Origin of the sequence: Pseudomonas laurylsulfatiphila (genome assembly GCF_002934665.1) — a bacterium.
GTDB classification, from domain to species: Bacteria; Pseudomonadota; Gammaproteobacteria; order Pseudomonadales; family Pseudomonadaceae; genus Aquipseudomonas; species Aquipseudomonas laurylsulfatiphila.
This window is the reverse complement of record NZ_NIRS01000006.1, coordinates 153,177-171,652: the sequence shown is the minus strand read 5'-3', so window position 1 is coordinate 171,652 and position 18,476 is coordinate 153,177. Positions and strand designations below refer to the sequence as shown.

Genomic DNA, 18,476 nt, shown 5'->3' with positions numbered 1-18,476 from the left:
CTACGAGCATGGCTCGACCCCATTACGCGTCTGCCCGATGCAGTTCCTTATGCCTGGCAGACACTGTTCGCAAGCCCGGAGCGCCGCGATGAACGCCTCAAGCAGTATTGCGTTTGATCAGGTTGATTGCCACCCAATGACCCTCGGGATTCAAGCATGAGTACTTATAAAATGGTGTGCCCGCACTGCTTGAGCCGGATGCGCATCCGCACCAGCGAAGGCCGGCATATTTTCCTGCGGGTGGCGTACCTGCAATGCACGTCGGAAGCTTGCGGTTGGTCCGTACGTGCCGAATTTGAAATGACCCATGAGCTTTCGCCCAGTGGCATGCCCAATCCGGCCGTACGCCTGCCTTGCGCCGGACCCGATTTGCGCCGTGCCTCCCGGCCTGTTGCTGTCAGTCCTGACACGACAGAAGTGTCGCAGGAGACGTGAGCATGAAGGTCATCGATGAAAATGCAGGTTTGAATGAGGAGCTATTAGCTATTGCCCAGGCGTTTCTGCGGCGTCATGAAAGTGAAGGGGGGATCGATGATCAAGTCCTGTTTTGTCGCGCGGTGAAGCATCTGCAGAATATGGATGTACCGATGTTCCTGGCCGAAAGGCTGGTCAGCCGTGCCTATGGCGTACTCAAGTCGTGCAACGACCGTCGGCGCCTGGACATCGATGCGAGTTCCGAAACGGTCGCCGTGGTGACTGACCCTGCCAATGGCCTGACCTGGGCGGTGCCAGTGGGACTGATCGTCAAACACATCATCAATTCACCGAACAATCGCAAGCTTCGCCTGGTGGAACCCTGAGGCTACAACGCTTGTATCGAGGTCCTGGGCTGCGTGACTGGGACCTGCCACAAAATAACCCCGTGCCCAAAGTCCTCGTCCCCCTTAAAATACCGGCATTCTCCGATTTGCATCGCCTGAGGCCGTTTTTTCATGTCCGTCACCGCCACTCCCGCCAGCCTCGCGCCGGATCATCAAGCCCAGTTCATCGAACTGCTGCAAGCCAGCCTCGAGCACAATGCGTTCATCAAACTGGTGCTGGCCAAGTACGCGGGCGATGAAACGGACCTGCAGCGGATCATCATCAAGCCGGTGACGGTCAAGGCGCAGCCTTGCCTGTCTTTCGTCTATCGCTACAAGACCCGTGATATCACCAAGAACCTGCCGTTGGCCGAAGGCGTGGCGAGCATTGCCGGGTTGCTGCCGGCGTCGTTCAAAAATGCGCATTTGTTGTCGTTGACCGACGAAGCCCAGCTCGAATACAGCAAAAAGGGCAAGTCATCGCTGTTCAAGAGCAAACCTCAACAATTGCGCGAAGTGCCATCGGCCGAGCACAACCGTGAGAAAAACCGTTTTCTTGACCTGAGCCGGCCGTTTCTCGCCGACCTGGGGGTCACCAACAAGCAGCATGAACTGATCCCGGCGATGTCACGCAAGTGGAAGCAGATCAACAAGTTCATCGAAGTGTTCAGCCATGCACTGACCTCGTCACCCCTGGCGCTGGACAAGCCGGTGCGTGTGGCGGACTTCGGTTCGGGCAAGGGTTACCTGACCTTCGCCATCCACGATTACCTGCGAAACACCTTGAAAGCTGAAGGCGAAGTGACCGGTGTCGAGCTGCGTGAAGACATGGTCACCCTGTGCAACACGGCGGCCGCCAGGCTTGAGCACCCTGGCCTGGTGTTCAAGTGCGGTGACGTGCGCAGCGTGGCACCGAGCGAGCTGGACGTGATGATCGCCCTGCATGCCTGCGATATCGCCACCGACTATGCGATCCACACCGGCATCCGCTCAGGCGCGTCGATCATCATGTGCTCGCCTTGCTGCCATAAACAGATCCGCCTGCAAATCCAGAGCCCGGCGCTGCTCAAGCCGATGCTGCAATACGGCTTGCACCTGGGCCAGCAGGCGGAAATGGTCACCGATAGTTTGCGCGCGTTGTTCCTTGAGGCCTGCGGCTACGAAACCAAGGTGTTCGAGTTCATCTCGCTGGACCACACCAACAAGAACAAGATGATCCTGGCGGTCAAGCGCGCCGAGCCGGTGGAACCGGCCCAGTTATTGGCGAAGATTCAGGAGCTGAAGGATTTTTACCACATCAGCGAGCATTGCCTGGAAACGTTGCTGCGCGCTGACGGTTATTTGAGCTGACCCCAAAAGATCGCAGCCTTCGACAGCTCCTACATTGATCGGTGTAGGAGCTGCCGAAGGCTGCGATCCTTTGATCTTGCCTTATGTCGTGGCGACTCGTGCCGGCATGACCGCTGTCTTGCGCCCTAGCATCACTGTCACAATGACCCCACCGGCAAACAGCCAGGTAATCGGCTCCACATGTTCACCGAAGAACAGTGCCGAGAAGGCGATGGTGAAGAAAATCTGCAGCAACTGAATCTGGCTGACCCGGGCAATGCCGCCCATGGCCAGCCCGGCGTACCAGGCGAAGAAACCGATGAACTGCGAAAACAGCGAGACATAACCGAAGGCCCACCAGGTCCTGGCGGAAACCTCACCCTGGTGTTGCAGCGCCAGATACACCACCGGGCCGATCAACAGCGGCGTCGATAGCACCAGCGCCCAGCAGATCACCTGCCAGCCGCCCATCTCCCTGGCCAGTCGACCTCCCTCGGCGTAGCCCAGTCCGCCCACGGCAATGGCGCCAAGCATCAGCAGGTCACCGGCCTGAATGCTGCCGGCACCGCTGATCAGCGCATAACCGAGCACCAGCGCACTGCCCAATGCGGCGCAGGCCCAGAACGCTTTCGAAGGCCGTTCATGGGACAACCATGCGGCGTACAGTGCCACGCACAGCGGCTGCAAACCGTTGACCAGCGCACCGTGGGACGCCGGCAAGGTTTGCATGGCCCAGGCCGACAACACCGGGAAACCGAGGATCACCCCGGCCATCACCAGCGTCAGGCCTTTTACCTGCTTCCAGGTCGGCCATTTCTCCCGACGCCACAGCAACAGCAATGCCGCTGGAACTGCCGCAAACAGTGCCCGGCCCAGGCCGTTGAGCAGCGGGTGGAGTTCCTGCACGACGATCCGCGTGAAGGGCAGGGTGAGGCTGAAGATCACAACGCCGAGCAGGCCCAGGGCCATGCCGGTGTTTTCGCGCGAGGACATGATGGCAACCAGAATCGTGGGTGATGGGAGATGCCTTCATCTAGCCATAAACGCTCGCTTTCGCGCTGTTACAGATAGGTGCAGAGTTATCCGTACAGTTGCGAGTAAAGCGAGCAACGCGTAGGAGCTGCCGAAGGCTGCGATCTTTTGATCTTGCTTTTCAATTCGCGGCTAAACGGATCACTGAAGATCAAGATCAAGATCAAAAGATCGCAGCCTTCGGCAGCTCCTACAGTGGACGTGTGTGTTCGTAGTAGCCGGTTGTTACCCGCCCCGCCCGATAAGGACTACCTTGAATACTCCTGCACGCCCACTTCCAGAGGAGTCCTCCCCATGGCTGCGAAAAAAATTCTGATGCTGGTTGGTGATTACGTCGAAGACTATGAGGTGATGGTGCCGTTCCAGGCGCTGCTGATGGTCGGCCACACGGTGCACGCCGTTTGCCCGGACAAAACCGCCGGCCAGACCGTGCGCACGGCGATCCATGACTTTGAAGGCGACCAGACCTACAGCGAAAAACCCGGTCACCTGTTTGCCCTGAACTTCGATTTTGCCAAGGTCAACGCCGCCGATTATGACGCCGTGCTGATTCCGGGTGGCCGTGCGCCGGAGTATCTGCGCCTGAACGAAAAGGTCCTGGAACTGGTGCGCGCATTCGACAAGGCCGGCAAGCCGATCGCCGCCGTGTGCCATGGCGCGCAGTTGCTGGCGGCAGCGGGTATTCTTGAAGGCCGTGAATGCAGCGCTTATCCGGCCTGTGCTCCGGAAGTGCGCCTGGCGGGCGGTACGTATATCGACATCCCGGTGACGGACGGCCATGTTCAGGGCAATCTGGCCACGGCGCCGGCCTGGCCTGCGCACCCGAACTGGCTGGCCGGTTTCCTGGGGTTGCTGGGTACCAAAATCACGCTGTAACGAGGGGCATGTCCATGTGCGAGCTGTACGTCAAAGCCGACCCGATTCTTTACGAATCGCGCTCCCGCTCGCTGCGCATCTGCGGGGTGGTCACCACCCTGCGGCTGGAGAATCAGTTCTGGGACATCCTCAGCGAAATCGCCGAGGTCGACGGCATGACCACCAATCAGTTGATCGCCAAGCTGTATGAAGAGGTGATGGACTATCGCGGCGAGGTGGTCAATTTCGCTTCGTTCCTGCGGGTCAGTTGTACGCGATACTTGAGCCAGCGGCGGACGCAGTCCCCGGAGTTGTCGGTGGTGCGCACGGTGATGAAGTAGCGGCGACCGCATCGCCCCCATCGCCCCCATCGCGGGCAAGCCCGCTCCCACAGGGATTGTTGGTGTTCACACAATCTGTGTTTCACCTTGAACACTGTGGGAGCAACTGTCTTCCCCGCGATGGGGCCGTACAGGCGACAGAAATCCCGGCTTGGTCTTTACTGTGAAGCGCGCAACCTCTCAATCGCCAAGGAGAAACAGCATGTCCGGATGGTATGAAGTGAGCAAAAGCAGCAATGGCCAGTTCAGGTTCGTCCTCAAGGCGGCCAACGCCGAGACCATTCTGACCAGCGAGTTGTACACCTCCCACGCCGCCGCCGACAAAGGCATCGCCTCGGTCCAGGCCAACAGCCCGCTGGATGAGCGCTACGAGAAGAAAACCACCAAGGATGGCCATCCGTATTTCAACCTCAAGGCCGGCAATCACGAAATCATCGGCAGCAGCGAGACCTATTCCTCCGATGCAGCCATGGAGAAAGGCATCGCCAGCGTGAAGGCCAACGGCCCGAGCAAGGTGGTCAAGGACAAGACGCTACCGGTGTTATGAATTCAACACATATCCCTGTGGGAGCGAGCTTGCTCGCGATGAGGCCGTCACATTCAACAGTGATGTTGACTGACAGACCGTCATCGCGAGCAGGCTCGCTCCCACAATGTTTTGTGTGTGTGGCAGGAGATCAGCGCAGGGTTTTCAACAGCCCTTGCAACTGAGCGCAACCCGCCTCACCCAACGGAAACACCGGCAGCCGCGGATCCCCCACCTCCAGACCTGTCGCCCGCAAACCCGCCTTGATCGTCGCCGGCAAGCCACCCTTGAGAATGAAGTCCAGCAGCGGCAACTGGCGATAGAACAGCTCCCGTGCCTTGACCAAATCGTTGGCCAGCACTGCGTCATACAAATCAAGGTTGAGTTGCGGGATCAGGTTCGGCGCAGCGGTGCACCAGCCTTTTGCGCCAGCGGCAAAGGCCTCCAGGGCCAACGGATTGCAGCCGTTGTAGAACGGCACCTGGCCGTCGCCGAGACGTTGCAGTTGATGCATGCGCTGGATGTCGCCGGTGCTCTCCTTGACCATGGTCACGTTTTCCACGGCCTTGACGATGCGCAGGATCAGGTCCACCGACATGTCGGTGCCGCTGGTGGCCGGGTTGTTGTAGAGCATGATCGGCACGCCGATGCTGTCGCCGATGGCACGGTAATGGGCGAGGATTTCCGCTTCACTGAGTTTCCAGTAGGACGCGGGCAGCACCATCACCACATCGGCGCCATGGGCTTCGGCGAAGCGCGCGCGACGCACCGCTTTAGCGGTGGTCAGGTCGGACACGCTGACGACGGTCGGCACGCGTTTGGCCACGTGCTTGATACTGAATTCGCTGACCTGGTCCCACTCCGCGTCGCTCAGGTAGGCACCTTCACCGGTGCTGCCCAGCGGTGCGATGGCGTGCACGCCGCTCTCGATCAGGCGGTCGATGGAGCGCCCGAGGGCGTCCAGGTCAACGCCTTCGCCGTGGGCGGTGAAAGGGGTGATGGTGTAGCCGATGATGCCGTGAATGTTTGCGGTGGACATGATGTCTCTCCGTTCAAAAAGGTCTGGGTTCAGTTCAGGCAATCGGCGTGTTGGCGCAGGCTCTGCCGGGCGTAGTAGTTGAAAGCGGCGGCGTGACGTTTCGGCCTCGCAATCCAGTCATGGGCTTCACGGCCCAGCGCGGGGATGATCGGCTTGATGGTCCCGGCGCTCATTGCCAGCAATTGCAGCTTCGCTGCACGTTCGATCAGTTGCGCGATGACACAGGCTTCCTCGATGGTGTTGCCGGTGGACAATTGGCCGTGGTGCGAAAGCAGGATCGCCCGTTTGTCTCCCAGTGCCCCGGCAATCAATTCGCCTTCCTCGTTGCCCACTGGCACACCCGGCCAGCCTTCGAGAAACGCACAGTCGTCATAGAGCGGGCAGAGGTCCATGTGGGAAATCTGCAACGGTACTTCCAGCATCGACAAGGCGGCAACGTGGGTTGGATGGGTGTGGATGATGCAGTTCACATCCGGGCGGGCGCGGTATACCCAACTGTGAAAACGATTGGCCGGGTTGGGCATGCCGTGGCCTTCGAGCACTTCCAGGTCTTCGTTGACCAGCAGCAGGTTGTCCGCGGTGATTTCGTCGAAACCCAGGCCCAGTTGTTGAGTGTAGTAAGTGCCGGGCTGCGGGCCACGGGCGGTGATTTGCCCGGCAAGACCGGAATCGTGACCGTGTTCGAACAGGATGCGGCAGGTCAGGGCCAGCTTTTGCCGGGCGGTCCACGTATTATCCGCCAGGGTATTTTGCATTTGGCTCAGCGCGTGCTTGACCAGTTGCTCTTTGGGCAGTGCTAATGTCTTGGCCATATCGGTGTCCTTTGGGTGATTCAATGGACGTCGGGTTTGCCGCTCACCGGTTCCTCGCAAAGTCGTTGGTGAGTGCAAATGACACTAAAGAGACTATATGACACATTGTGTCATTGGCAAGGGTAAATCGTTGCCTCCTTGATGGATTAATCGCTCCACATGTCTATCCGTTTGAAATTACTAAGAAAAAAACTTGGCGTGACGTTGGAAGCGCTGGCCGAACAATCCGGCATGACCAAGAGTTACCTGTCGAAAGTCGAGCGCGGGTTGAACACGCCGTCGATTGCGGCGGCGTTGAAACTGGCCAAGGCGCTGAACGTGAAGGTCGAGGAGTTGTTCTCTGAAGACAACGCCGGCCTCGACAGCTACAGCCTGGTGCGCAGCCACGAGCGGCAACCTTTGGGGGCCAGTGGCAACAATCCGGGTTACGCGGTGCTGGCCCATCAGGTCAGCGAACGCAGCCTGCTGCCGTTCATCATTTACCCGCCAGCGGAGTTCACCGACAAAACCTTCAAGGAGCATCTGGGCGAGGAGTTTCTGTTCGTCCACGAAGGGCGGGTGGAAGTGGACTTCATGAATGAGCGCGTGCTGCTCGATCGTGGCGATGCGCTGCACTTCAATGCGCAAAAACCGCACCGGATTCGTTCGGTGGGTGAGGTGCAGGCGCAGTTGCTGGTGGTGGTGCATAGCACCGAAGAATGAGCTGACTGCAAAAGCTTCGCGAGCAGGCTCGCTCCCACAGGGGTAATGTACTCTACTGTGGGAGCGTACCTGCTCGCGAATGCGTCAGATCAGTCGCCGCTAAACCTCGACCGGAACCGTCAGTTTCGGGCTCCCTAACGCATGGCTCTTGGAATCAAAAAACCGCAACTCAACCCCCGTCCCCTCAAACACCTTCACGTAGTGCCGCTTCTGGTGCTGGATGAAGGCCTTGCTGCGCGGGTAAATCGAGATCGCCAGCACCTGCGGCTTTGCCAGGCGCAAAGCGTGGATGATGTGGCTGTCCTGCTCCCCCAGCGCATGGCCGAAGATGCACAGCGCCTGGCCGTGACCGAGCAATTGCTCGTAGCAGAACGACAGATAGTCCGAACTGCGGATGGTCTTGAGCTTGTCCGCACTCGGCCCTTCGTTGACGAACAGTGGCACGTCGTCGAGGGTCTTGATCGTGTTGTTGATCGCGAAGTTGCCCAGCAACGTGCCCTCGGTCGACATCAGCTTGCGCGCCGTGCCGTCCTGGTTGCGCACCAGGTGCAGACCGCCGTGCAGGTACAGCAAACGGGTTTTGTCAGTGGCCGTGTCGCTCAGGTCGAAAGCGGGTTCGGCCCCCTGGAACAGATCGGTGATCGCCTCGGGCTGGTGTTGCACCGCCCAGTAGTTGATCAGATCGTAATTGGTGGTGAACACCGTGCGGTAGCGGGCCAGTTCCTGATTGATCGTTGCCAGCGTCGAAGGCACCACCAGTCGCCACGGGATATGCACCGCATGCACGGTGTTGATCAGCGCTTCCTTGATCGCGTAATAGCGATTGCGCGGGGCGGCGGAGCTGACGGCCAGGGCCTTGTTGACCCGGCTGGTGGTTTTCAACGCGCTCAGTACCTGCTCGAAACTGCGGGTCTGCATCGCGTCGAACACGCTCAGCTCGGACGGGCTCAGGGGCTTTTCTTCAACGGTGCGGGCATTTTCGAACAGCGACTCGTAGCCGAAATCGTCCCATACCGCGCGACTGGCACCGTTGCCCACCAGCAAACCACTGAACGAAGCGGTGCTGCGCAAGGCGTTCCAGTCTTCAAGTTGGGCATCGACATCCTGGAAATCGGTCATTGCGGTCTTCGTCTCACGGCAAAAGGTCTTTGGGCGGCGACTTTATCACGACCGGCTGCCGGACCACGGCACGACGCAGGCGAAGAACGTTATGCTGCGACTTCGCCCGAGCCGACTTCGCCGAGTACCCGATGCTGCAAAAAAGCCTGATCCGCCGTCTCGACTTGATCACTCTGCAACTGTTCGTCGCGGTCCATGAGGAGGGCACGCTGACCCGTGCCGCGTCGCGCGAAGCGATTGCCGTCTCGGCGGCGAGCAAACGCCTGATGGAGCTGGAAGAGGCGCTGGGCATCAGCCTGTTCGTGCGCCAGGCCAAGGGCATGTCCCTGACGCCGGCCGGTGAAACCCTGCTACACCATGCCCGGCAGATGCTGTTCAACGTCGAGAAAATGGGCCTCGAACTGGGCGAGCACAGCCACGGCGTGCGCGGCTATGTGCGGATGCTCGCCAACCTGTCGGCGATCATTCAGTTTTTGCCCGAGGACCTGCGGGATTTTTCCGAGCGTCACCCACAAGTCAAGACCGACCTCGAAGAACGCCCCAGCGCCGGGGTGATTCAGGGCGTGCTCGACGGGGTGGCCGACCTCGGCATTTGTTCCATCGATAGTGACATCAAGGGCCTGCACAGCGTGCTGTATCGCCAGGACAAACTGGTGGTGTTGATGCCGCCGCATCATCCCTTGGCGAACCGGTCGAGCGTGGCGTTCGCCGATACGCTGGGCAGCGATTACGTTGGGTTGCATGCCGCCAGTTCGATCAACATGCGTACCCATGCTGCGGCCCGTGAAGCCGGCAAGGTGTTGCGGGTGCGCATTCATGTGCCGGGGTTCGATGCCATGTGCCGCATGGTCCAGGCCAACATGGGGATCGGCATCCTTCCGCAGCGGGCCTATGAATTGTTTGGCCGGGCGCTGGGTTTGCACGCGGTGCCGTTGACGGACGAATGGTCCGATCGGGCGCTGATTCTGGTGGTGCGCGACGAGGCGCTGCTGTCGCCGGTGAGCCGGATGTTGTTTGAGCATTTGCGTGGGATAAATTGATTCCCCGATGGAAGCCCCCCCTGTAGGAGCTGCCGCAGGCTGCGATCTTTTGATCTTGCTTCTACAAAACAAAGTCAAAAGATCGCAGCCTGCGGCAGCTCCTACAGGTGATGAGTCGTCAAGCGTTCGCGTTTCGCGAACGCTCGTTGCCAACTGAAGGTTGGATTCATCAGGCATCAGTCCTCTAGCCTTGGCTCATATTCCAAGAACAAGAGGTACCCCGCGATGACTGCCCCCCTGAGTGCAATCAAAGTGATCGAGATCGGCACGCTGATCGCCGCGCCGTTCGCCGCGCGCATGCTGGCCGAGTTCGGCGCCGAGGTGATCAAGATCGAAGCCATGGGGCAGGGCGACCCCCTGCGCAAATGGCGCAAGCTGCACGAAGGCACCTCGCTGTGGTGGTACCTGCAATCGCGCAACAAGAAGTCCCTGGCGCTGAACCTCAAATCCCCCGAAGGCATCGAACTGGTCAAGCAATTGGCAACCAGCGCCGATGTGCTGATCGAAAACCTGCGCCCCGGCGCCCTGGAGAAACTTGGCCTTGGCTGGGACGTGTTGCACGCCCTCAACCCCAACCTGACCCTGGTGCGGATTTCCGGTTACGGCCAGACCGGCCCTTACCGCGACCGTCCGGGGTTCGGTGCCATAGGCGAGGCCATGGGCGGCATCCGCTACACCACCGGCACCCCCGGTTCGCCGCCGGCTCGGGTCGGCGTGAGCCTTGGCGACTCCCTGGCTTCGCTGCATGCGGTGATCGGTGCGCTGATGTCATTGCTGCGGGTCAAGACCGGGCAGGGTGGCGGGCAGATCGTCGATGTGTCCCTGGCCGAAAGCGTGTTCAACGTCATGGAAAGCCTGGTGCCGGAATACGACATGCTCGGCCATGTGCGTGAACGCAGCGGCGGCGCCTTGCCGGGGATCGCGCCATCCAATACCTATTTGACCGCCGATGGCGCCTACGTGGTGATTGCCGGCAACAGCGATCCGATCTACAAGCGCCTGATGCACACCATCGGTCGCGCCGATCTGGCCGAGGCGCCGGAATTCGCCCACAACGACGGGCGTGCAGCGAAAAGCAACCTGCTCGACGCCGCCATCACGCACTGGACCAGCAGCCTGCCCATCGATGAGGTGCTGGCCGCGCTGGAAGCCGCCGAAGTCCCGGCCGGACGCATCTACTCGGTGGCCGACATCGTCGCCGATCCGCACTATCAGGCGCGGGACATGCTGCTCAATGCCGAGCTGCCCGGTGGTGCCACGGTAAAAATGCCGGGCATCGTGCCGAAACTCTCCGAGACACCCGGCAGCGTGAACTGGTCCGGCCCCGGGCTGGGCCAGCACACCGACGGCATCCTCGCGCAGTTGGGCCTCACCGCGATGGACATCGAACGCCTGAAAGTCGAAGGAGTGGTGCAATGATCACCGATTATTCCGACAGCCTGATTGTGCAGGAAGTGTCCCCGCGCGACGGTTTGCAAATCGAGCGGACCTGGGTTGAAACCCACGACAAAATTGCCTTGATCGATCAACTGTCGCTGGCCGGATTCAGCCGCATCGAAGCCGGTTCGTTCGTGTCGCCCAAGGCCATTCCTGCGTTGCGCGATGGTGAGCTGGTGTTCAAGGGCATTACCCGGCAGCCGGGGGTGATCTACGTCGCCTTGATTCCCAACCTCAAGGGGGCGCAACGGGCGCTGGCGTGCAGTGCCGATGAACTGAACCTGGTGATGTCCGCCAGCCAGACCCACAACCTGGCGAACATGCGCATGCGCTGTGAGGATTCATTGGCAGCGTTCGGCGAGATCGTGCGGTTCGTTGGCGAAAGCCCGGTGCGTCTCAATGGCAGCATCGCCACCACTTTCGGTTGCCCATTCGAGGGCAAGATCGATGAGGACCGCGTCCTGCAAATCGTCGAGGCCTATCAGGAACTCGGCATCCGGGGCATCACCCTGGCCGACACCACGGGCATGGCCAATCCGCGCCAGGTCGACCGACTGGTGCGCCGGGTGCTGCAGCGGGTGTCCCCGGCGGATTTGACCCTGCATTTCCACAACACCCGTGGCCTCGGCCTTTGCAATGTGCTGGCCGCCTACGAGGCTGGTGCCCGACGTTTCGACGCCGCGTTGGGTGGCCTCGGCGGCTGCCCGTTTGCACCGGGAGCCTCGGGCAACATCTGTACAGAAGACCTGGTGAACCTGTGCGATGAGGTCGGCATTCATACCGGCATCGATCTGCCGCTGCTGCTGAAACTGTCCCGAGGACTGCCGGCGCTGCTCGGCCACGAAGTACCGGGGCAACTGGCCAAGGCCGGGCGCAATTGTGACCTGCACCCGATCCCCACCTGACATCACACCCCTGTGGGAGCGAGCCTGCTCGCGATAGCGGTGAGGCAGTCGACATCAATGTTGGATGTGACTCAGCCATCGCGAGCAGGCTCGCTCCCACAGTAAAAAGCACCTCAACCAGACAACAAAAACAATCGGACACCCACGGGAAGTCCGCCTGGAGAACCGCAATGAGCCTGAATGCACTGGAGGCGAGCGCGAGCCCGTCCGTTAGCCACGACACCGAAAAAGCCCTGGTCAGCAAAGTCGCCTGGCGCCTGATGCCGCTGATCATGGTCTGCTACCTGTTCGCCTTTTTCGACCGCATCAACATCAGCTTCGCCAAGTTTCAGCTGCAGACCGACCTGAGCCTGAGCGACACCGCGTACGGCCTCGGCGCCGGGTTGTTCGTGGTCGGTTACGTGATTTTCGAAGTGCCGAGCAACATGATGCTGTACAAGGTCGGCGCCCGGCGCTGGATCGCCCGGATCATGATGTCCTGGGGCCTGGCTACGGCGACCATGGTGTTCGTCAACAGCGAATGGCAGTTCTACGTGCTGCGGTTCGTGATCGGCGCGATGGAAGCGGGTTTTGCCCCGGGCGTGCTGTATTACCTGACCCTGTGGTTCCCGCAGCACTATCGCGGACGCATCACCTCGATGCTGTTCCTGTCGTCGGCGTTCGCGGGCTTGGTGGGCGCGCCGTTCTCGGGCCTGGTGCTGCAACACCTCGACGGCTTTCTGGATATGCGCGGCTGGCACTGGCTGTTCCTGCTCGGCGGCGTGCCGTGCATCGGCCTCGGTTTGCTGGTGCTGACCCTGCTCAAGGACCGCATCGAAGATGCCCATTGGCTGACGCCTTCGGAGAAGACCTTGCTGGCCAGCCGCATCGCCCAGCATGAGCCGCACAAGAGCGGTGGCTCGTTGCTCGCCGCGCTGCGGATTCCGGGTTTCCTGACCTTGGGGCTGATCTACTTTCTGATCCAGGTGGCGTCCTACGGCCTGAATTTCTGGGCGCCGCAACTGATCCGCAGCGCCGGCACCGAAAGTCCGGTGATGATCGGCCTGCTGACCGCCATCCCGTACATCTGCGGCGCCATCAGCATGGTGGTGATCGGACGCCTGTCCGATGCTTCCGGCGAGCGGCGCAAGTATGTTGCCGGTCTGGTGGCCGTCGGTGCGGTCGGGTTCTTCTGTGCGGGGATCTTCGCCAGCCACACGACCTTCCTGATCGTCGCGTTGGGCCTGCTCGGTGCCGGGATCATCGCCTCCATCCCGAGCTTCTGGACCCTGCCGCCGAAACTGCTGGCCGGTGCCGGCGCGGGCGCAGCGGGCGGGATTGCGGTGATCAACACCCTGGGCCAGTTTGGTGGCATCGTCAGCCCGGTGATGGTCGGCCGGATCAAGGACCTGACCGGCAGTACCACTCCGGCGCTGTATGTCATTGGTGTCTGTGCACTGATCGCGGTGGCGCTGTTGCTGTGGGGGTTGCCGCAGAAGTTGCGCACACTCGACAAGTTTTAAAAGATCGCAGCCTTCGGCAGCGCCTGCCCGGACCACGCATCCCCGTAGGAGCTGCCTGAGGCTGCGATCTTTTGATCTTCAAGAAGTCGCTGTCATCGCTTTTTCCGCAGCGTCACTGAATTGAATCAACACCACCCCGCCCATCAACAGCACCACCCCAAGCACCTTGGGCAAGGTGACCTGCCGCTCCACCAGGCCAAACCAGCCGAAGTGATCCAGCAACAACGACGCCACCACTTGCCCTGCCAGCGCCAATGCCATAAACCCCGCGGCACCGAGCTTGGGCAGCAGCACCAATGCCAGGGAAATGAAGCACACCCCAAAAGCGCCACCCGCCCACATCCACAGCGGTGCTTTGCCGATAAAGGCCAGTGATGGCAACGGCAAGCGCATCGCGACGATGATCGGCAACAGCACGATAACGCTCACCAGCAACGAGGCGAGCGTCGCCCACAACGGATGTCCCAACCCGCGCCCGAGGTTGACGTTGATCGCGCTCTGAAACGGCACCACCGCCCCGGCAATCATTGCCAGCACCACCAGACCAGCCCAATGCAACGTACTCATGATCGTTCTCCAACAGGTTTTGCTGGACTCTAGGGTATTCGTCGCGCAGATTTAAATTCCGTTTTGTTATCCAGAACATGCAGCAGATGAATGATCTTCGACGCATCGACCTCAACTTGCTGGTGATCCTCGACGCCTTGCTCACCGAGCAACACGTGACCCGGGCGGCCGAGCGTTTGCACTTGAGCCAGCCTGCGGTCAGTCATGCGCTGGCGCGATTGCGCGACCTGCTCGGCGATCCGCTGCTGGTGCGTGCCGGGTCCGGCCTTGTTCCGACGCCACGAGCATTGGAACTGGTGGCACCGCTGGCCGAAGCCCTGGCCTAGGTGCAAGCGCTGCTGGCGCCGAACGCGTTTGATCCGACTACTGCCAGGCGCACCTTCCGCCTGGCGATGTCCGACTATGGCGCCGCCATTGTCCTGCCGGGACTGATCCGGACCTTGCGCGGCGAAGCGCCGGGCATCGACCTGCAAATCAGCCATGGCAGCCGCGAAAGCATGCTCGACGGCGTGCTCAACAGTGATATTGACGTCGCCATGGGTGTGTTCCCGGAAATGCCCAACGAATTGCGCAGCACGCCGCTGTTCGAAGAGCACTACGCCTGCCTGGTGGATCGCAATAGCCTGCCCGCCGACGGAGTGCTCGACCTGCCCACCTACCTGGCTCGACCCCATGTGCTGCTGGAAATGCGCGGCAGCGGCACCCCGGAAATCGAGCGCGCGTTGACCGCAATGCGTGAACGTCGGCGTGTGGCTGTCAGCCTGCCGCACTGGAGCGTCGCCCCGGAGTGCATCAGCGGCACCGACCTGATCCTCACCGTCGCTTCGCGCGGCTTGCGCGATATCGATGAGCAGTCACTGATTGTCGTCCCGCCGCCCTTTCACATCCCGTCGTTTACCTTTGTACTGGTCTGGCACAAGCGACGGGGCGGAGACCAGGCGTTGAACTGGCTGAATGAGCGGATCGTGCAGGGGACCGACCATTGACTGGTTTCTGTCGCGTTCAGGCAGTCGACAGCTGAAGACCTGATATAGACTGGCCACCATTCACCCAGCAGTACAAAAGGACTCCCCATGACCCCATCGCTACTAATGGCCGTGCTTGCCTCGGGATTCATCTATGGCATCACCCCGGGACCGGGCGTGCTGGCGGTGTTCGGCATTGGCGCAGCCCATGGGCGACGGGCCGGGGCGGGGTTTCTGTGCGGGCATTTGCTCGGCGATGTGGTGTGGTGCAGCACGGCGTTGATCGCGATTGTCGGTGCGCGGGAGATCGGCAGTACCGCGTTCGACGTGCTGGGTGTGCTCAGCGGCCTGTACCTGTTTTGGCTCGGCTGGCGTGCGATGCGTGCCCGGCGCAGAAATGGCGATACGCCACAGGGCCCGGCGCGGCAGCCATTCTGGCATGGCATTCTGTTCGGCCTGACCAATCCCAAGGCTTATCCGGTGGCGGTGGCGACATTCACGGCGCTGCTGTCGAGCCGCGCGGAATTGCTCCACTGGTCAATGCTGCCAGCACTGATCGGCCTGAGCTTTGTCGGTGGATTGCTTGCCTACGCTATTCTCATCGGCATCGTTGGGGCACGGCGGGTGCGCACTTTGTATCAGCGTCATGAACTGGCAATCACCCGGTTGTGCGGGGTAATGTTCATCGGCTTTGCGATCAACGCGCTGGTCCATGCGTTGCCGGGGCTGATGCCGAACAAGGCTTGAAGGTGATGACAAGGAAGCAAGGCCGACCGGGCAGGGATGATTGATGAGCGCTGCATTATCGGGACACCCACGCTGAACCATGGAAAACCGGAATTCCGCGCCATTGGCGAGCTATATCGATCTGTTGCTGGACGCCGTTTGTGCGGTGGACAAGCAGGGCCGCTTCGTTTTTGTCAGTGCGGCGTGCGAACGTATTTTCGGCTACAGCGCCGATGAAATGATCGGTCAGCTGATGATCGACATGGTGCACCCCGCAGATCGCTTGCGTACCCTCGATGCCGCTCGGGAAATCATGGGTGGCGAGCCCAAGCTCAACTTCGAAAACCGCTACCTGCGCAAGGATGGCCGGGTGGTGCACATCCTCTGGTCGGCACGTTGGTCCGAGGTCGACCAGTTGCGCATTGCCGTGGCGCGCGACATCACCGAACGCAAGCAGGCCGAATCCCGGCAGGCCGCGTTGTATGCGATATCCGAAGCGGCCCACGCGGCGGAGGATCTGCTGGCGTTGTTCAAGCGCATCCACCTGATCATCGGCGAATGGCTGCCGGCGCTGAATTTTTCCGTGGCGCTGTACGACGAGCACTGTGCGCAGTTGAATTTCCCTTATCACGTCGATGACCAGGAGCCACAACCCGAACTGCCCGGAACCATGACCGGGCGGGTCTGCACCGAAGTGATCCGCACGGGGCAGCCGATCCTGTTGACCCCGGACCCATGCACGCCGCCTTCCGGCTTCGAAGCCCTGATGACCGGGCAGAACGCACCCTGCTGGCTGGGTGTGCCGCTGAACTCGCAGAATGGCACCATCGGTGCGTTGATCGTCAAAAGCGTTCCGGGTGGCGAGCGCTACACCGAGCAGGACAAGGAACTGCTGCAGTACGTCTGCGCCCAGGTCGCGACGGCCATCGAGCGCAAACAGTTGCACGCCCGCCTGCAACACATGGCCCAGTACGACCAACTGACCCAGTTACCCAACCGTGAGCTGTTGCGCGACCGCCTCAAGGCGTCACTGCAATTGGCCCGCATGGACGGCGGGCGGATGGCCCTGCTGTACGTCGACCTCGACCGCTTCAAGCAAGTCAATGACACCCATGGCCATGCGGTCGGCGACATGCTGCTGCAAGCGGTGGCCAACCGGCTCAAGGGCTGCGTGCGGGAAACCGACACCGTGGCCCGCATTGGCGGCGATGAATTCGTGGTGTTGCTGCACAGCATTCATGCCGCAGACGATACCGACATCGTGGTCGGAAAAATCCGTCAGGTCCTGGCCCGACCCCTGCGTCTGGACGGGCACAACCTGAGCATCCATCCAAGTATCGGCGTCGCCCGATACCCCGATCACGCCACCGAAGAGAAGCAGTTATTCCGGCATGCCGACGAGGCGATGTACTGCGCCAAACGTGAGCATCACCTGCGAATGGTCTGATAGTCCGTACACCGTTCGTCGTGCTGTCCACGCATTTTTCTAAACCTTTTGCGACGCGCAAATTCAGATTCTATGCGGGCGCCAGCTCGCCGCGACTACCACCAAGAGGAAGAGAATCATGCCTAATTCAAGAAACTCGAACTCGGGAAACTTCGCCAACGATCGAACGAAGGCGTCTGAAGCCGGTCGCAAGGGTGGGAAAACCACCACCACGACTGTCGATAAAGAACCTGCGAAACCCGATATGGGACGCAAACCCGGACAGAAATCCAAGTAATGGATGCAGGTGGTTTTGATTGAGAAGCGGGGGCGCAAGCTCCCGTTTGAATTTGAAAAAGGAGGGCGCGACCATGAAACGGATGGCCACCCGATTATGTAATGCCAGTTTTGCCACGTTACTGGGCCTGTTTGCCAGCAACGTCTTTGCCCAGTCACCCGCCGAATTCATCGACGATGCGTCGGCCCAAGGCATGGCCGATATCGAGGCCAGTCGCCTGGCACACCAGAAGTCCGAGTCCAAAGAGGTCAAGGACTACACCATCGTCGTCATCAACGACCGCACCACGGCGAACCAGCACCTGGCGAAAATCGCCAGACAACTGGATTTGCCGGTTGCGCCGCGCGAAGAAATTGTCGAAAAGGCCAAAGCCCTGATGCCACAAGTCATGGATGGGGCGACCTTCGATGAGGCCTATGCAGCCAGCCAGGTGAAGACCACCCAGCAAGCCATCGAACGGTTGCAGCAGGAAGCGCAGAGCACCGACGTGCCGCAAATCAAGGCGTTCGCCGAAGAAACCCTGCCCAAATTGCAAAATCATCTGCAAATGGCCAAGGCCCTGCAAGCCAAAAGCTGATCATCAGCAATTCTTCAGGTTTTGCTGACCTTTTTCCTGGACGACGGTGCCGTCCAGGTCAATGGTCAGGCCTTCGCCAAGGCTGCGGTAGTGCTTCCTCAGCTTCTCCAGCTCCTTGAGGTCCAGCGCTTCAAGCCCGAGCATCGCGTTCTGCGCCTCTTTCGTCACCCTAAGCAACTCATCGACCTTCAAATGCAAAATGTCCGTGTCACGGTTCTGTGTGTTCTGGATCAGGAACACCATCAGGAACGTGATGATCGTGGTCGAGGTATTGATGATCAGCTGCCACGTATCGTTGAAATGAAAAATCGGCCCGCTCAGCCCCCACAGACAAATCAGAGTGATCGCCCCCAGGAACGTCTTGGGGCTACCGGACCAGAGGGCGAGTTTCTGCGCGATTTTTGCGAACTTCATGACCGTGTTCCTTATAGGGAGGACGCCTGAATTTGTGACAGCGACGGTGGGATGAAAATTCGAC

At 60.4% G+C, this 18,476-nt stretch carries 21 protein-coding genes and 1 pseudogene; 16 read left to right on the top strand and 6 right to left on the bottom strand.

The features are described 5' to 3' along the window. Positions 1-156 precede the first annotated feature (156 nt). From CD175_RS23050 to CD175_RS23040, 3 genes are all read left to right on the top strand, one after another. Positions 157-435 (top strand): Ogr/Delta-like zinc finger protein, encoded by a 279-nt coding sequence (locus tag CD175_RS23050; RefSeq protein WP_104450581.1) that lies wholly within the window; start codon positions 157-159, stop codon positions 433-435. 2 nt (positions 436-437) lie between these two features. Then, positions 438-800 carry a hypothetical protein gene (locus tag CD175_RS23045; protein ID WP_104450580.1) on the top strand — a complete coding sequence of 121 codons (363 nt, stop codon included), beginning with the start codon at positions 438-440 and terminating at the stop codon, positions 798-800. 132 nt (positions 801-932) lie between these two features. Beyond that, positions 933-2,150: a class I SAM-dependent methyltransferase gene (locus CD175_RS23040; protein WP_104450579.1), complete on the top strand. Its 1,218-nt coding sequence runs from the start codon at positions 933-935 to the stop codon at positions 2,148-2,150. Positions 2,151-2,231: 81 nt separating this feature from the next. On the opposite strand, the gene CD175_RS23035 is transcribed toward CD175_RS23040, so the two are convergent. Continuing rightward, positions 2,232-3,122 (bottom strand): DMT family transporter, encoded by an 891-nt coding sequence (locus CD175_RS23035; RefSeq protein WP_104450578.1) that lies wholly within the window; start codon positions 3,120-3,122, stop codon positions 2,232-2,234. A 333-nt stretch (positions 3,123-3,455) separates the two neighbouring features. Between CD175_RS23035 and CD175_RS23030 the strand changes: the two genes are divergently transcribed. The 3 genes from CD175_RS23030 to CD175_RS23020 all read left to right on the top strand — a co-directional run bounded on the left by CD175_RS23030 (position 3,456) and on the right by CD175_RS23020 (position 4,904). Continuing rightward, positions 3,456-4,037, top strand: coding sequence for a DJ-1/PfpI family protein (locus CD175_RS23030; protein ID WP_095966235.1), 582 nt, complete (start codon positions 3,456-3,458; stop codon positions 4,035-4,037). 14 nt (positions 4,038-4,051) lie between these two features. After that, positions 4,052-4,357, top strand: a complete 306-nt coding sequence (locus tag CD175_RS23025; protein WP_007976752.1) for a ribbon-helix-helix domain-containing protein — start codon at positions 4,052-4,054, stop codon at positions 4,355-4,357. A 202-nt stretch (positions 4,358-4,559) separates the two neighbouring features. Next, positions 4,560-4,904, top strand: coding sequence for a YegP family protein (locus tag CD175_RS23020; RefSeq protein WP_104450577.1), 345 nt, complete (start codon positions 4,560-4,562; stop codon positions 4,902-4,904). Between the two features lie 130 nt (positions 4,905-5,034). Here the strand turns inward: CD175_RS23020 and CD175_RS23015 are convergent, their stop codons facing one another. Next, positions 5,035-5,922 (bottom strand): dihydrodipicolinate synthase family protein, encoded by an 888-nt coding sequence (locus CD175_RS23015; RefSeq protein ID WP_104450576.1) that lies wholly within the window; start codon positions 5,920-5,922, stop codon positions 5,035-5,037. A gap of 29 nt (positions 5,923-5,951) precedes the next feature. Then, positions 5,952-6,734: an aldolase gene (locus CD175_RS23010; protein ID WP_104450575.1), complete on the bottom strand. Its 783-nt coding sequence runs from the start codon at positions 6,732-6,734 to the stop codon at positions 5,952-5,954. Between the two features lie 159 nt (positions 6,735-6,893). Between CD175_RS23010 and CD175_RS23005 the strand changes: the two genes are divergently transcribed. Continuing rightward, a complete protein-coding gene (locus CD175_RS23005) occupies positions 6,894-7,436 on the top strand; it encodes a helix-turn-helix domain-containing protein (RefSeq protein ID WP_007976760.1) in 543 nt (180 codons plus the stop codon). Between the two features lie 99 nt (positions 7,437-7,535). On the opposite strand, the gene CD175_RS23000 is transcribed toward CD175_RS23005, so the two are convergent. Next, the gene (locus CD175_RS23000; protein ID WP_104450574.1) at positions 7,536-8,555 is read right to left on the bottom strand and encodes a DUF4917 family protein; all 1,020 of its coding nucleotides are present in this window, start codon (positions 8,553-8,555) and stop codon (positions 7,536-7,538) included. A gap of 131 nt (positions 8,556-8,686) precedes the next feature. Here CD175_RS23000 and CD175_RS22995 point away from each other — a divergent pair, with 131 nt between their 5' ends. The 4 genes from CD175_RS22995 to CD175_RS22975 all read left to right on the top strand — a co-directional run bounded on the left by CD175_RS22995 (position 8,687) and on the right by CD175_RS22975 (position 13,439). Beyond that, on the top strand, positions 8,687-9,595 hold the full coding sequence (locus tag CD175_RS22995; protein WP_104450573.1) for a LysR family transcriptional regulator: 909 nt from the start codon (positions 8,687-8,689) through the stop codon (positions 9,593-9,595). A 225-nt stretch (positions 9,596-9,820) separates the two neighbouring features. Next, positions 9,821-11,014 (top strand): CaiB/BaiF CoA transferase family protein, encoded by a 1,194-nt coding sequence (locus CD175_RS22985; protein WP_104450572.1) that lies wholly within the window; start codon positions 9,821-9,823, stop codon positions 11,012-11,014. After that, positions 11,011-11,937, top strand: coding sequence for a hydroxymethylglutaryl-CoA lyase (locus tag CD175_RS22980; RefSeq protein WP_104450571.1), 927 nt, complete (start codon positions 11,011-11,013; stop codon positions 11,935-11,937). The genes CD175_RS22985 and CD175_RS22980 overlap by 4 nt, the downstream gene beginning before the upstream one ends. Before the next feature lie 170 nt (positions 11,938-12,107). Continuing rightward, the gene (locus CD175_RS22975) at positions 12,108-13,439 is read left to right on the top strand and encodes an MFS transporter (RefSeq protein ID WP_104450570.1); all 1,332 of its coding nucleotides are present in this window, start codon (positions 12,108-12,110) and stop codon (positions 13,437-13,439) included. A gap of 78 nt (positions 13,440-13,517) precedes the next feature. Here the strand turns inward: CD175_RS22975 and CD175_RS22970 are convergent, their stop codons facing one another. Next, the gene (locus CD175_RS22970; RefSeq protein ID WP_104450569.1) at positions 13,518-14,006 is read right to left on the bottom strand and encodes a DMT family transporter; all 489 of its coding nucleotides are present in this window, start codon (positions 14,004-14,006) and stop codon (positions 13,518-13,520) included. Between the two features lie 77 nt (positions 14,007-14,083). On the opposite strand from CD175_RS22970, the pseudogene CD175_RS22965 reads away from it, so the two are divergent. The 5 genes and pseudogenes from CD175_RS22965 (at position 14,084) to CD175_RS22945 (ending at position 17,998) form a co-directional block, all read left to right on the top strand. After that, positions 14,084-14,992, top strand: a pseudogene (locus CD175_RS22965) (LysR family transcriptional regulator). An 87-nt stretch (positions 14,993-15,079) separates the two neighbouring features. Then, complete coding sequence (locus tag CD175_RS22960; RefSeq protein WP_104450568.1) at positions 15,080-15,718, top strand: LysE family translocator; 639 nt, start codon at positions 15,080-15,082, stop codon at positions 15,716-15,718. A gap of 79 nt (positions 15,719-15,797) precedes the next feature. Then, positions 15,798-17,144, top strand: a complete 1,347-nt coding sequence (locus CD175_RS22955) for a sensor domain-containing protein (protein ID WP_104450567.1) — start codon at positions 15,798-15,800, stop codon at positions 17,142-17,144. A gap of 118 nt (positions 17,145-17,262) precedes the next feature. Continuing rightward, positions 17,263-17,421: a KGG domain-containing protein gene (locus tag CD175_RS22950; RefSeq protein ID WP_007976786.1), complete on the top strand. Its 159-nt coding sequence runs from the start codon at positions 17,263-17,265 to the stop codon at positions 17,419-17,421. Positions 17,422-17,494: 73 nt separating this feature from the next. Continuing rightward, entirely contained in the window at positions 17,495-17,998 is a 504-nt protein-coding gene (locus tag CD175_RS22945; protein WP_104450566.1) for a DUF4142 domain-containing protein, read from the top strand. A 3-nt stretch (positions 17,999-18,001) separates the two neighbouring features. On the opposite strand, the gene CD175_RS22940 is transcribed toward CD175_RS22945, so the two are convergent. Next, positions 18,002-18,412: a low affinity iron permease family protein gene (locus CD175_RS22940; RefSeq protein ID WP_104450565.1), complete on the bottom strand. Its 411-nt coding sequence runs from the start codon at positions 18,410-18,412 to the stop codon at positions 18,002-18,004. Positions 18,413-18,476 lie beyond the last annotated feature (64 nt).

Excerpts from the sequence above, each read along its gene's own strand:
- CD175_RS22950 (WP_007976786.1), top strand. The coding sequence starts at position 17,263 with ATGCCTAATTCAAGAAACTCGAACTCGGGAAACTTCGCCAACGATCGA.
- CD175_RS23035 (WP_104450578.1), bottom strand. The coding sequence starts at position 3,122 with ATGTCCTCGCGCGAAAACACCGGCATGGCCCTGGGCCTGCTCGGCGTT.
- CD175_RS23005 (WP_007976760.1), top strand. The coding sequence starts at position 6,894 with ATGTCTATCCGTTTGAAATTACTAAGAAAAAAACTTGGCGTGACGTTG.
- CD175_RS23030 (WP_095966235.1), top strand. The coding sequence starts at position 3,456 with ATGGCTGCGAAAAAAATTCTGATGCTGGTTGGTGATTACGTCGAAGAC.
- CD175_RS23050 (WP_104450581.1), top strand. The coding sequence starts at position 157 with ATGAGTACTTATAAAATGGTGTGCCCGCACTGCTTGAGCCGGATGCGC.
- CD175_RS23000 (WP_104450574.1), bottom strand. The coding sequence starts at position 8,555 with ATGACCGATTTCCAGGATGTCGATGCCCAACTTGAAGACTGGAACGCC.
- CD175_RS22995 (WP_104450573.1), top strand. The coding sequence starts at position 8,687 with ATGCTGCAAAAAAGCCTGATCCGCCGTCTCGACTTGATCACTCTGCAA.
- CD175_RS22945 (WP_104450566.1), top strand. The coding sequence starts at position 17,495 with ATGAAACGGATGGCCACCCGATTATGTAATGCCAGTTTTGCCACGTTA.
- CD175_RS23015 (WP_104450576.1), bottom strand. The coding sequence starts at position 5,922 with ATGTCCACCGCAAACATTCACGGCATCATCGGCTACACCATCACCCCT.
- CD175_RS22940 (WP_104450565.1), bottom strand. The coding sequence starts at position 18,412 with ATGAAGTTCGCAAAAATCGCGCAGAAACTCGCCCTCTGGTCCGGTAGC.
- CD175_RS22975 (WP_104450570.1), top strand. The coding sequence starts at position 12,108 with ATGAGCCTGAATGCACTGGAGGCGAGCGCGAGCCCGTCCGTTAGCCAC.
- CD175_RS23045 (WP_104450580.1), top strand. The coding sequence starts at position 438 with ATGAAGGTCATCGATGAAAATGCAGGTTTGAATGAGGAGCTATTAGCT.
- CD175_RS23025 (WP_007976752.1), top strand. The coding sequence starts at position 4,052 with ATGTGCGAGCTGTACGTCAAAGCCGACCCGATTCTTTACGAATCGCGC.
- CD175_RS23040 (WP_104450579.1), top strand. The coding sequence starts at position 933 with ATGTCCGTCACCGCCACTCCCGCCAGCCTCGCGCCGGATCATCAAGCC.
- CD175_RS22955 (WP_104450567.1), top strand. The coding sequence starts at position 15,798 with ATGGAAAACCGGAATTCCGCGCCATTGGCGAGCTATATCGATCTGTTG.
- CD175_RS22970 (WP_104450569.1), bottom strand. The coding sequence starts at position 14,006 with ATGAGTACGTTGCATTGGGCTGGTCTGGTGGTGCTGGCAATGATTGCC.
- CD175_RS22985 (WP_104450572.1), top strand. The coding sequence starts at position 9,821 with ATGACTGCCCCCCTGAGTGCAATCAAAGTGATCGAGATCGGCACGCTG.
- CD175_RS22960 (WP_104450568.1), top strand. The coding sequence starts at position 15,080 with ATGACCCCATCGCTACTAATGGCCGTGCTTGCCTCGGGATTCATCTAT.
- CD175_RS22980 (WP_104450571.1), top strand. The coding sequence starts at position 11,011 with ATGATCACCGATTATTCCGACAGCCTGATTGTGCAGGAAGTGTCCCCG.
- CD175_RS23020 (WP_104450577.1), top strand. The coding sequence starts at position 4,560 with ATGTCCGGATGGTATGAAGTGAGCAAAAGCAGCAATGGCCAGTTCAGG.
- CD175_RS23010 (WP_104450575.1), bottom strand. The coding sequence starts at position 6,734 with ATGGCCAAGACATTAGCACTGCCCAAAGAGCAACTGGTCAAGCACGCG.